This window comes from Gemmatimonadaceae bacterium (assembly GCA_036273715.1).
Lineage (GTDB): Bacteria > Gemmatimonadota > Gemmatimonadetes > Gemmatimonadales > Gemmatimonadaceae > JADGGM01.
Window position 1 is genome coordinate 24,897 of record DASUHB010000019.1, and the last position, 11,554, is coordinate 36,450.

Below are 11,554 nucleotides of genomic sequence, written 5' to 3' on the forward strand. Positions count from 1 at the left end.
AATTACCAGTGAAACGCCAACCGCGCGTCTTTCACGTCGGCCAGCGCAACGCGCTGTTCGTGACCACGCTCGTCGCGGAGCACCACGATCTCCGCACCCGGCTCCCCTGCGACGGCAAGGATTTCCACCTCCTCTCGTCCGTTGAGCGCCGGACTCGACACACTCGCCCTGCGCCCAACGAACCGATGCCAATCGGCTGCGTTTCTCAACCGCCGCTCGAGACCCGGTGACGACACCTCGAGCGTGTACCGCTCGCCCAAGGAGCCATCTTCGTCCAACTTCGCCTCGACCGCGCGCGAGACTGCCGCACAGTCGTCAACCGTCACCGTACCGCCATCCACTCGATCAATGCGAACCTGCACCGTGGGACGTGCGCGCGTCCCTCCGATTCGAAGCTCGAAGAGCTCGAAGCCGAGCGCTTCGACTCGAGTCGAAATCAACTGCTCCAACGCGCCAGTCTCGATCATCGCAGGTCACAATAACAAAAAAATGTGGGGCGTCATCCCCACATTTCCGCCCGGCGCTCCAGGTGCCGGGGAACCGTAAGTAATTATAGAATTGGAGTTAGGTGGAGTCAAGCCGCGTCGAGGCGAGGTCAGGCTGCATCCCGGCGCGCCACCATCACGGCGAGCATGCGGCCGGCGTCGCCGGCGCGGTGGGAGAAGAACCGCTCGTTGTCGCAGCGCGTGCAGAATTCGCTCACTGAGACGTGCGTGATGCCGGCCTCCCGCGCCTGCCGCGCGAGAATCGCACGGAGATCGACGCACCCGGCAGCGCTCGCACTCTGTCCGGTGAGCTGCGTGTACACGTCGGGCCCGACCTCGTAGCAGCGTCCGCAAATGGACGGGCCCAGGTGCACACGCAGGTCCCGCGCACTGTGCCCCGCGCGGACGAGCTCGGCCACACCGCGGTCGAGGATCCGCGCTGCCGTCCCGCGCCACCCGGCGTGCAGCAGGGCACACGCGCCGCTCGGATGCGCGACGAACACCGGCACGCAGTCGGCCACGGTGATCGCGAGCGCGGTGCCGCGCTCGGGCGCGACATGTCCGTCCGCGCCATCCACGCGCAGCCATCCCTCCCACGTTAGGCGGTGCACGAGCACGCGATTGCCGTGCACCTGCCGCGACGTGGCCAGTCGCGGGCTGAACGCGCGCAGCTCGTCCACCAGCGACCACCAGCGCGCCATCACGTCGCCCACCGGATCGCGACCTGCGGTACCGTACGTGCCCGCCTCACGCGTCGTCGTGAACGCGACCACGCCGAGGCCGGCGACATCGGCGACATCGTCACGCGCGACGTCGAGACTCACGACTTGGTGTCGTCCACCCGCGTGATCTTTGCGCCGAGTCCGCGGAGCCGCTCATCGATGCGCTCGTATCCGCGCTCGATCTGCCCAACGTTGTTGATCGTGCTCGTCCCATCGGCGCAGAGCGCCGCGAGAAGAATCGCCATGCCCGCGCGAATGTCCGGCGACTCCACGATCGCGCCGCGCAAGCGCGAGGGACCCGCCACGAGAGCGCGATGCGGGTCGCACAACACGATGCGCGCACCCATCGCGATCAACTTGTCGACGAAGAACATGCGCGACTCGAACATTTTTTCGTGCATCAAGATGAGCCCGTTGCACTGCGTCGCGGCGACGATCGCAATCGACATGAGGTCCGCCGGGAATGCGGGCCACGGTTGGTCCTCGAGCTTGGGTACGTGCCCGCCGAGATCCGGGCGAATTTCGCGCGCCTGGTCGGCCCGGATGACGAGCGTGTCGCCCTCGCACTCGCACACGATGCCGAGTCGCTCGAATCCCATCCGGATCGCGCGCAGATGTTCGACGCCCGCATGCTCCACGCGCAGCTCCGAGTTCGTCACCGCGGCGAGGCCGATGAACGAACCGACCTCGATGTGATCGGGACCGATCCGATGCGTCGCGCCACGCAGGGTGCGTCCGCCTTCGACGGTCATGCAGTTGGTTCCGATCCCGTCGATGTTCGCGCCGATCGCGACGAGAAACTGCGCGAGATCCTGCACGTGCGGCTCGCTCGCGGCGTTGCGCAAGATGGTCGTGCCCTTCGCGGCAACGGCCGCCATGAGCGCGTTCTCGGTGGCGGTGACGCTCGGCTCGTCGAGAAAGACGTCGGCGCCCTGAAGGCCGGTGGTGCGCAATTCGTACGAGTTGTCGACGTGATACGACGCGCCCAACTGCTCGAAGGCGAGAAAGTGCGTATCGACCCGGCGGCGACCGATCACGTCGCCGCCCGGCGGCGGCAGCGTGACCGCCCCGCATCGCGCGAGCAGCGGGCCGGCCAGGAGAATCGACGCACGAATGCGCGCGGACAAGCGTGAGTCGAGTGCCGTTGCGCGCACTTCTCGCGCGTGGATGGCCAAAGTATTGCGGGCAGACCACGTGATGCTCACGCCGAGCGTGCTCACGAGCTCCACGAGCGTTTCGACATCGCGAATGCGGGGCACGTTTTCGAGCGTGACCGGCTGCTCGGTGAGCAGCGCCGCGGCGATGATGGGGAGCGCGGCGTTCTTGTTGCCCGACGGGCGAATGGTGCCGCTTAAGCGACGAGAGCCTTCGACGACGAATTGCATGAGACGAGTGCGGGTGACGACGACTGGCGGTAGCGCCGCGAACGATGGACCGTGCCGAGCGCGGAAGTCAAGCAACTGCTTGACACTCCGTCGCGCGAGCCCTACGCTACGCTCCTCACCCCGGTCTCGCCCATGCAGCTACTCGTCGCCGTGATCAATCACGTAGAACAAGTCGACGACATCCTGGCGGGATTCGTCGAGCTTGGCATCACGGGTGCGACCGTCGTGAACAGCGAGGGGATGGGACACGTGCTGACTCAGGACGTCCCGATCTTCGCGGGCCTGCGCTCGTTGACGACGCGGTCGCGGCCGAGCAACCAGATGCTCCTCAGCGTGATCGTGGAAGAGAAAGTGGATGCGGCGATCGCGCTCATACAGGAAGTGTGCGGCAGCTTGACCGTGCCGGGCGCGGGCATCGTGTTCACGCTTCCGATCGAGCGAGTGGTAGGGCTTGCCTCCGAGCTCGACGCATAGGCGGCACGCGGACGCTGCACGAGCCGAGCGCCGCTGGCAGACACGACATTCGGCATACGAACCATGGTCATGGTATTGAGCTTGCGGGAACCGATTGCAGTGGCGGCGTGGCTGGTGCAGGCCGCGGGAGCGGGTGCGCTCCCGGATACGATCGTCACGAAGCAGGTGGTTCTCTCGACGGGACCGCTCGGCGTCGTGACGGCGATCGCGAACGTGCTGGTGTGCATCGCGGTGATCGTGCTGGTGGCGATGCTGGTGCCGGCCGCGCTGGCCTTCCGCCGGACGACGCAACAGGCGAGTGCGCTGCTCGATCGGATGAGCCGGGAACTGTCGCCGCTCGTCGGACGCGCCAACAAAATTTCCGAGACCGTCGAATCCATTTCGAGCACCGTACGCGGCGACGTGGAAGAATTGAGCCGCACAGTGCGATACGTTTCGGAGCGGGCCAAGCTGGGCGTCGAGGGCGTGGAGCAGCGGGTGGGCGAGTGGAACACGCTGCTGAACATTGCCCAGCGGGAGCTCGAGGAGGCGGTGGTATCCACCGCGGCGACGTTGCAAGGCGTGCAAGCGGGAGTCTCTGCGTTAGGCGGAGCATCATCGGCGCGCACGCGCCGCGTGCGTCGCGAACGAGACGCGCGTGATCACGATCGCGCTCACGATGAGGAGCTGGAACATGACCATCGAGATGAAGCACGGAATGCCGAGCGTGCTGCGCCGCCGCGGCCGAAAATCCGGCGGACTCCGGCGCCGCGGCCGGAGTGAGCTGTCGGGCGACCTGCTGCTCGCCGTCGGCGTCGGCCTTGCGTTAGGCGCTGGCATGGCCCTCGTGGCGCGCGAGCGCGCGCGCCGTCGCCGCCCCATGGCGCGCCTGGAGCGCTTTGCCGAGCGCGGCGTCAAGGAAGCGCGGCGGCTCCGCGACCGCGGCGCCAAGTGGGCCGCCGAGCGCGGCGACGCGCTGCGCGACGGCGTGCCCGTCGACGAGATCGGCGATTCGGTTGCCGAGTACCTCGAGTCCGCGCGCGAGTCCATCGACGCCGCCGTCAATCGCGAGATTCGCGACCTCCGCAAGGCGATTCGCCGCCAGCGGAAACGCCTTGGCGTCTGAGCTCGTCCTCCGCGGATGAGGACGTTCGCGGTACTCGTCCGGACGTGGCTGCGCTGCGCCGTTAGACGTCCGCCGGCATGGCTGCTGGTGGCGTCCGGCGTGTTCGCCATCGCCTGCGGTCTCGTGTTCCTTCCGGCCACGAGCTACGCCTGGACCCCTGGCACCCACGTCTTCCTCGGCCAGGCGGTGCTCGGCGCGCTCGGGCAGCTGCCGGCGGCGGTCGCGGATACGCTGCGCGCGTTCCCGTACGAGTTCCTGTACGGATCGATCGCAGCCGATACGAGCATCGCCAAGAAGTACGCCCCCGTTGGGCGCCATTGCCACTCGTGGACCGTCGGCTTCGAGATCTTCGACCGCGCGAGCGACGAAGCGCTGCGCAGCTTCGGCATGGGCTACCTCGCCCACCTGGCCGCGGATACGGTGGCGCACAATTATTTCGTGCCGCGCTACCTGATCATCGCATCGCGCACGACCGGGTTAGGCCACAGCTACTGGGAAAGCCGCTTCGAGACGCACCTCGGACCCGCGTACCCGCGTCAGGCGCGCGAGCTCATCGTGCGCGACCACACGCCCGCCGACGCGCATCTGGATCGCATTCTCAGTCCGACCATCTTCAGCACGCAGACCAACCGGCGGATCTTTCGGGGTATGGTCTACGTCACCGACACCGAATCGTGGCAGCGCATCTTCCATCTCGCCGCCGAGAACAGCCGCTGGGATCTCGGGACGCCGGAGGTCGTGCGCTACATGGAGCGCAGCTACGACTACGTGATCGATTTGCTGAGCCGTCTCGATCGCTCGGAGCCGTACGCGCTCGATCCGTCGGGGGACGAAGCGCTGCGGCTGGCGAAGCAGGTGCGGCGGCAGGCCAGGCTGAGCCGCGTCGAGTTTCACGTGGCCGAAGAGGCGGGACGGCACTTCGGGATGCCGAACACGGCGCTGGATTACGCGTCGCGTTTGAGCGCGCCGATCTATCCGCCGGCGCGCTCCGACAGCAACTGATTGACCCGGCGCGGGTCGGCGCGCCCCTTCGATTTCTTCATCACCATCCCGACCAACACGCCTAACAACTTCGTCTCGCCGGCCCGGAATCGCCCCGCTTCCGCCGGATGCTCGGCGAGCACCTCGTCCACCCAGCGCGTCAGTTCATCGGCGTCGCGCACCTGAACAAGCCCCTCGCGCTCCGCCACGCGGTCGGCCGGCTCGCCGGTCTCGACCATCAGCGCGAACACGCGCTTGGCGGCCGAGTGGCTCACGGTGCCGTCGCGCACGAGATCGAGCAGTCGTGCGAGGGCTGCCGGCGTGATGCGGAAACTGCGGATGGATTCGTTGGTCGCGTTGAGCGCGGCGAGGACCTCGCCCATGACCCAGTTTGCGGCCGCCTTCGGGTCGCGGTGCAGCTTGGCGGCCGACTCGAAGTACTCGGCGAGCGCCGGCGATGCCGTCAGGACGGCGATGTCGGCGGCAGCGAGTCCGTAGTCGCGCCCGAAGCGCGCCCGGCGCGCGCGGGGCAGCTCCGGCAGCTCGGCGCGGACCTCGTCGATCCAGGGGCGTTCGAGGACGAGCGGCGGGAGATCGGGCTCGGGGAAGTAGCGATAATCATGGCTCGCTTCCTTGGAGCGTGCGGGCCTGACTTCGTCGCGTGCGCCGTCCCAGAGCATCGTCTGCTGTTCGACGCGCTCGCCGCGGTCGAGCAGTACGCACTGGCGCTGGAACTCGGCGTCGAGGGCGCGCTGGACCCCGGAGAACGAGTTCATGTTCTTGACTTCGGTCTTCGTGCCTAACGCCGTGGCGCCGCGCCGGCGCGCGCTGACGTTGGCGTCGACGCGCAGGCTGCCCTCCTCCATGTTGACGTCGCTGACGTCGATGTACTCGAGAATCTGCTTGAGCGCGGCGAGATAGGCCACGGCCTCGGTGGACGAGCGCATGTCGGGCTCGCTCACGATCTCGATGAGCGGGATGCCGGCGCGGTTGAGGTCGATGGCCGTGGCGCCGGGATAGCGATCGTGGATCGACTTGCCCGCGTCTTCTTCCATGTGCACGCGGGTGATGCCCACCGTGCGGGCTGCGTCGCCGTCGCCGATCTCGAGGCGGCCAGCGAGCGCGAGCGGCCGGTCGTACTGCGAGATCTGGTAGCCTTTCGGCAGATCGGGATAGAAGTAATTCTTGCGGGCGAAGACCGACACGTCGTTGACCGTGCAGCCTAACGCAAGCGCGGCGCGCATGGCGAGGTGCACGGCTTCGCGGTTGAGGGCGGGCAGCGCGCCGGGCAGCGCGAGGCACACGGGGCAGGTGTTGACGTTGGGCGGCGCGCCGTACGTCGCATCGCAGCTGCAGAACGCCTTGGTGTGGGTCCGGAGCTGGACGTGGACCTCGAGGCCGACGACCATCTCGTAGCGGGCGGCCGCGACCGCCGGCGCGTCGCGGAGCCCGGTCATCGGTGCGCCTCGTCGCCCAACGCGCGCTCGAGCGCCGACGCGGCGGCGAACATGCCCGCCTCATCGAAGTGCCGAGCGATGAGTTGGCCGCCTATAGGTAGGGCGTCGATACGTCCGATCGGCAGCGAGAGCGCCGGCACGCCGGCCAGGTTGCCCGTGGCGGTGAAAATGTCGTTGAGGTACATCTCGTACGGATCCGACTTGGCGCCGAGCTCGAACGCCGGCGACGGCGTCGTGGGCGTGAAGATCACGTCGACGCCCGATGCGAACGCGCGGCGAAAGTCCTCGGTGATGCACCACCGGACCTCCTGCGCTTTCTTGTAGTACGCGTCGTAGTAGCCGGCCGACAGGACGTAGGTGCCGAGGAGGATGCGGCGCGTGACCTCGGGTCCGAATCCGCGCGAACGCGTCCGTTCGTACATGGCGCGGAGGCCATCGTCGCCCCGCACGCGCAGGCCGTACCGGACGCCATCGAAGCGCGCGAGATTGGAGGACGCCTCGGCCGGCGCGACGATGTAGTAGACCGGAATCGCGAGCTCGGTGTGCGGCAGCGACATCTCGCGCACCTGGGCGCCCTGGGCGCGGAACGCATCCAGCGCGCGGTCGCAGAGCGCGGTGACGCGCGGATCGAGCGATGCCGGGAAGTACTCGGTCGGACGGCCGACCACGAAGCCGCGCATCGAGCGCGATGCCGCCTCGCGGTATCGCGGGACGGGGCGGTCGGCGGTGGTCGAGTCGTACGGGTCGCGTCCGGCGATGATTTCCATGCCTAACGCGGCGTCGTCCACCGTGCGGCCCACCACGCCCACCTGGTCGAGCGACGATGCGAAGGCCACGAGGCCGAACCGGCTCACGCGCCCGTAGGTCGGCTTGACGCCGACGACGCCGCAGAACGCCGCCGGCTGCCGGACCGAGCCGCCGGTTTCCGAGCCTAACGCAATGCGCACGATGCCCGCCGCCACCGCCGCCGCCGAGCCGCCGGACGAGCCGCCGGGCACGCGCCGCGGGTCGAGCGGATTGCGCACCGGGCCGTAGGCGCTGTTTTCGTTGGACGAGCCCATCGCGAATTCATCGCAGTTGGTCTTGCACACGACCACGGACCCGGCGTCGCGGAGCCGCGAGACGACCGTCGCTTCGTACGGGCTCACGTAGCCCTCGAGGATGCGCGAGCCGCAGGTGGTGGGCAGGTCGAGCGTCGCGATGTTGTCTTTGACCGCCACCGGGTATCCGGCGAGCGGTGCTCGCTCGGCGCGCGCGTCTACCGCGCGCGCCTCGGCGAGCGACCGCTCGCGGTCGGACCAGAGCACGCAATTGAGGCCGTCCGCGCCCGCGCGGACGGCCTCCATGCGGGCGAATGATGCCGTGACCGACTCGACCGCCGTCACGACGCCTCGCTCGTGTCCTCGTGCGTCGCCAGACGCGGCACGAGGAAGAAGCCGTCGCGCATCTCGGGCGCGAACTGCTCGCGGGTCCGGTGCATCGCGATCGGCGGCCCGGCGTCGGGGCGCATCGGCAGGTGCTCGTTGCCTTCCTGCGCCGTCGTCACGACCTGGCTGGTATCGACCTGCTGCAGCACGTCCATGTGGGCGAGGATGCCGTTGAGCTGACCGACGAGCTCCGTTAGGCGCTCGTCGGGAAGCGCCAGGCGGGCCAATCCCGCAATGTGGGCAACGTCCTCACGCGTCACGGCCATCGGTTACTCCCAGTCCCGTTCGAGTCCCGCGTAGGCGACGACCAGGCGCTTTCGGCCGACTTCCTCGTCGTCGAAATCCACCGTCACCTTGGTTTCCTTGCCGGTTCCGCTCAACTCCATCACCGTGCCCGATCCGAAGCGCGGGTGTCGCACCCGTTCGCCTTTGACGAAGCGCGGCGCGTCTTGCGACGCATCGATGTCCGGATCCCAGCGCGCCGACGAGCGCCGAACGACCGGCTCGCCCGGCCGGCGCATGGCCGCCGACTGCGGCAGCACGCCGCGGCCGGTCGCCCGCAGCCGCACGGTGGCCCGCTGTTCGATCATCGTCTCCGGAATGCCGCGCAGGAAGCTCGACGGCACCGACGGCATCGTCTCGCCGTTCCGGCGCCGGCTCCGCGCGTGCGAGAGAAACAGCTTCCGCTTGGCGCGCGTGATGCCGACGTAAAACAGCCGCCGTTCTTCCTCCAACTCCTTCGGCGCATCGTGCGTGCGCGAGAGCGGGAAGAGTCCCTCCTCGAGCCCGGTGATGAACACGAGCGGAAACTCGAGGCCTTTCGCGTTGTGGAGCGTCATCAACGTCACGGCATCCGCGTTCTTGTCCTGCCGGTCGAAATCGGTGACGAGCATCGCGCGCTGCAGGAAGTGGTCGAGCGGCGTCAGGCCTAACTCTCCCCCTTCGTCGATCACGGTCTCGGCCGCGCCGGTGATGAGCTCGCGCACGTTGTCCAACCGGTCGAGCCCGTCCTTGCCTTCGGCGCGCAGCGCGTCCTCGAAGCGGATCTCCTCGATGAGTTGCAGCAGGAGCTCGTCCACGGCCGCGTCGGTCGCCCGCGCGCGAAAGCGCGTGATGAGCGCCGCGAAGCCGACGAGCGCCTGACGCTGCGCGGGGCGCAAGCCGTCGTGCAGGTCGGGGCGGCCGGCGGCCGCGAGCAGCGGGATGCCGGCGGCGCGCGCCCGTTCGGCGAGCTGCTCGATGGTCGATTCGCCTAACCCACGGCGCGGCGCGGCCACCGCCCGCCGAAACGCCTCGTCGTCGGCCGGATTGGCGATGAGCTTGAGATAGCTCACCAGATCGCGGATCTCGCGCCGGTCGTAGAAGCGGACGGCGCCCACGAGCCGGTACGGAATCGCCCGCGCGCGGCACGCGTCTTCGAGCGCGCGGCTCTGCGCGTTAGTGCGGTAGAGGATCGCGATGTCCCGTAAGGCGAGCGTTTCATCGGCGGCGCGTCGCGACAACAGCTCCGCGGTGACGAACTCGGCTTCGTCGCGCTCGTCGAGGCTTCCGACGAGCGTCACGGTTTCGCCGGCGCCGCGCGTGGCGCGCAGCGTCTTGCCGCGCCGGCTCGTGTTGGCGCTGATGACGATGTTCGCCAGCTCGAGCACCTGCGGCGTGGACCGATAGTTCTCCTCGAGACGCACGACGCGCGCGGCCGGAAAGTCCTTCTCGAAGTCGAGGATGTTGCGGATGTCGGCGCCGCGCCAGCCGTAGATGCTCTGGTCGTCGTCGCCGACCACGAGCACGTTGCCGTGCTCTCCGCCTAACAGAGAGATCAGCCGGTATTGCGCGCGGTTCGTGTCCTGGTACTCGTCCACCAGAAGGAACTGGAAGCGGCGGCGATACTCGGCCAGCCGGTCGGGGTGCTGCTCGAGCAGCCGCACCGGCAGCACCAGGAGGTCGTCGAAGTCGGCGGCGTTCGCTTCACGCAGCGCGCGCTCGAGCAGCGGATACACCACGGCCGCGGCGCGCTCCACCGGATGGAGCGCGCGCTGCGCGTAATCGTCCGGCGTCACCAGCGCGTTCTTGGCGTCGGAGATCTCGGCCCGCAGCGCCTTGGGCGCCCACTCCTTGGTGGAGATGCGCGCCTGCTCCATCACGCGCCTAACGAGCGCGAGGCTGTCGTCCTCGTCGTAGATCGTGAAGCTGGCCGTGCGTCCGACCAGCGGCGCCTCGCGACGCAGCATGCGCGCGCCGATGGCGTGGAAGGTCCCCGCCCACATCCCCTCGGGCTCGGCGCCCAACAAGCGCGCGACGCGCTCGCGCATCTCGCCCGCGGCCTTGTTGGTGAACGTGACGGCGAGTATGTGGCGCGGATCGACGCCGTGGTGCTCGATGAGACGCGCGATGCGCGTGGTGAGAACGCGCGTCTTCCCCGAGCCCGCACCGGCGAGCACGAGGATCGGTCCTTCGAAGTGCACGACGGCCTCGCGTTGCGCGTCGTTGAGCGAGGCCAGGGCGTCCGGTGAGGTTGCGGTGCGACTCATCCCTGAAGTATAACGTCGAACGTCGCGCCTTTCTCCGACGGCGCGAGCACGAGTCGGCCGCCGTGATTTTCTTCCACAATGCGCTTGGCCAACGACAGGCCGATGCCCCACCCCGATTGCTTCGTCGAGTACCCAGGCTCGAAGATCCGCGTGCGCAGCTCGCGCGGCACACCCGGACCGTCGTCGGCCACACGCACGCGCACGCGGTCGGGATCGAGACGCTTGGTGGTCATGTACAACCGGCCGCCGCGACCGGCAAGCGCATCGAGACCGTTCTTGACGAGCACTTCGAGTGCCCACTCGAGCAGCACCTCGTCACCCTCGATCACGATCGGTTCGTTCGCGCGAGATGCCACGAGGGTCACGGCGTGCGCCAGCGTGGGCACGCGCGCTTGAAAGTACGCGCCCACCCGCACCACGAGGTCGCCGAGATCCAGTTTGTCGCGACGCGGTGGACGGCCGATGCGCTCGAAGCGGTGGGACACGCGCTCGAGCCGCTCGAGGTCTGCTTCCATGTGCCGAGCCGCCGACGCGGACACCTCATCGTCCGCATGGTCGCGCAGCAGCTCGACCCACCCGCTCAAACTGGAGAGCGGCGTGGCCAACTGGTGCGCCGACTCGCGCGCCATCCTGGCCCACACGCGCTCACGATCGGCGCGACTCCGGGTTCGGAGCACATAGACGATGGCGGCTCCCGTTAGGACGAGCAGCGACGCGAGGAGCAGCGGAATGAAGCGCAGGCTCGTGATGAGCACGCTATCGCCGAAGTGCACCTTGCCGATACCCGGCTCGATGACCGGCGCGTTCTGCTTGTCGAGCGACACGACGTACGCGCGCACGCGCCGGTCGGTGAGCGGCGCCGAGAACGGCAGATTGACCGCGGCGGTCGGCATGCCCGCGGTGTCGGTGATGACGACCGGGACGCCGAGCTCGTTGATCTGCTGCGAGAGCGCGAGCAGCGCCGTGTTGCCCGATTCTTCGGTGGGATCG

The 11,554-nt window shown here is 68.4% G+C and carries 12 protein-coding genes; 4 read left to right on the forward strand and 8 right to left on the reverse strand.

The features are described from left to right. Positions 1-2: 2 nt before the first annotated feature. From rimP to murA, 3 genes are all read right to left on the reverse strand, one after another. The gene (gene rimP / locus VFW04_03495; GenBank protein HEX5178368.1) at positions 3-467 is read right to left on the reverse strand and encodes a ribosome maturation factor RimP; all 465 of its coding nucleotides are present in this window, start codon (positions 465-467) and stop codon (positions 3-5) included. A gap of 128 nt (positions 468-595) precedes the next feature. Then, complete coding sequence (locus VFW04_03500; protein ID HEX5178369.1) at positions 596-1,309, reverse strand: polyphenol oxidase family protein; 714 nt, start codon at positions 1,307-1,309, stop codon at positions 596-598. After that, positions 1,306-2,592, reverse strand: a complete 1,287-nt coding sequence (murA, locus tag VFW04_03505; protein HEX5178370.1) for a UDP-N-acetylglucosamine 1-carboxyvinyltransferase — start codon at positions 2,590-2,592, stop codon at positions 1,306-1,308. Before murA ends, VFW04_03500 begins: the two co-directional genes overlap by 4 nt. A gap of 132 nt (positions 2,593-2,724) precedes the next feature. On the opposite strand from murA, the gene VFW04_03510 reads away from it, so the two are divergent. From VFW04_03510 to VFW04_03525, 4 genes are all read left to right on the forward strand, one after another. Beyond that, positions 2,725-3,066: a P-II family nitrogen regulator gene (locus VFW04_03510; protein HEX5178371.1), complete on the forward strand. Its 342-nt coding sequence runs from the start codon at positions 2,725-2,727 to the stop codon at positions 3,064-3,066. Between the two features lie 69 nt (positions 3,067-3,135). Beyond that, on the forward strand, positions 3,136-3,828 hold the full coding sequence (locus tag VFW04_03515) for a DUF948 domain-containing protein (protein HEX5178372.1): 693 nt from the start codon (positions 3,136-3,138) through the stop codon (positions 3,826-3,828). Beyond that, positions 3,740-4,171, forward strand: a complete 432-nt coding sequence (locus tag VFW04_03520) for a hypothetical protein (GenBank protein HEX5178373.1) — start codon at positions 3,740-3,742, stop codon at positions 4,169-4,171. The genes VFW04_03515 and VFW04_03520 overlap by 89 nt, the downstream gene beginning before the upstream one ends. 15 nt (positions 4,172-4,186) lie before the next feature. Beyond that, positions 4,187-5,173, forward strand: coding sequence for a zinc dependent phospholipase C family protein (locus VFW04_03525; protein HEX5178374.1), 987 nt, complete (start codon positions 4,187-4,189; stop codon positions 5,171-5,173). Here the strand turns inward: VFW04_03525 and gatB are convergent. The 5 genes from gatB to VFW04_03550 all read right to left on the reverse strand — a co-directional run. Further along, on the reverse strand, positions 5,143-6,609 hold the full coding sequence (gene gatB / locus VFW04_03530) for an Asp-tRNA(Asn)/Glu-tRNA(Gln) amidotransferase subunit GatB (protein ID HEX5178375.1): 1,467 nt from the start codon (positions 6,607-6,609) through the stop codon (positions 5,143-5,145). The genes VFW04_03525 and gatB overlap by 31 nt on opposite strands. Further along, positions 6,606-7,994 carry an Asp-tRNA(Asn)/Glu-tRNA(Gln) amidotransferase subunit GatA gene (gatA, locus tag VFW04_03535; protein HEX5178376.1) on the reverse strand — a complete coding sequence of 463 codons (1,389 nt, stop codon included), beginning with the start codon at positions 7,992-7,994 and terminating at the stop codon, positions 6,606-6,608. The genes gatB and gatA overlap by 4 nt, the downstream gene beginning before the upstream one ends. Beyond that, the gene (gene gatC, locus VFW04_03540; protein ID HEX5178377.1) at positions 7,991-8,302 is read right to left on the reverse strand and encodes an Asp-tRNA(Asn)/Glu-tRNA(Gln) amidotransferase subunit GatC; all 312 of its coding nucleotides are present in this window, start codon (positions 8,300-8,302) and stop codon (positions 7,991-7,993) included. Before gatC ends, gatA begins: the two co-directional genes overlap by 4 nt. Before the next feature lie 3 nt (positions 8,303-8,305). Further along, complete coding sequence (locus VFW04_03545) at positions 8,306-10,564, reverse strand: UvrD-helicase domain-containing protein (GenBank protein ID HEX5178378.1); 2,259 nt, start codon at positions 10,562-10,564, stop codon at positions 8,306-8,308. Further along, the coding region (locus tag VFW04_03550; protein ID HEX5178379.1) for a HAMP domain-containing sensor histidine kinase at positions 10,561-11,554 on the reverse strand (994 nt) is incomplete at its 5' end. The genes VFW04_03545 and VFW04_03550, both read right to left, overlap by 4 nt.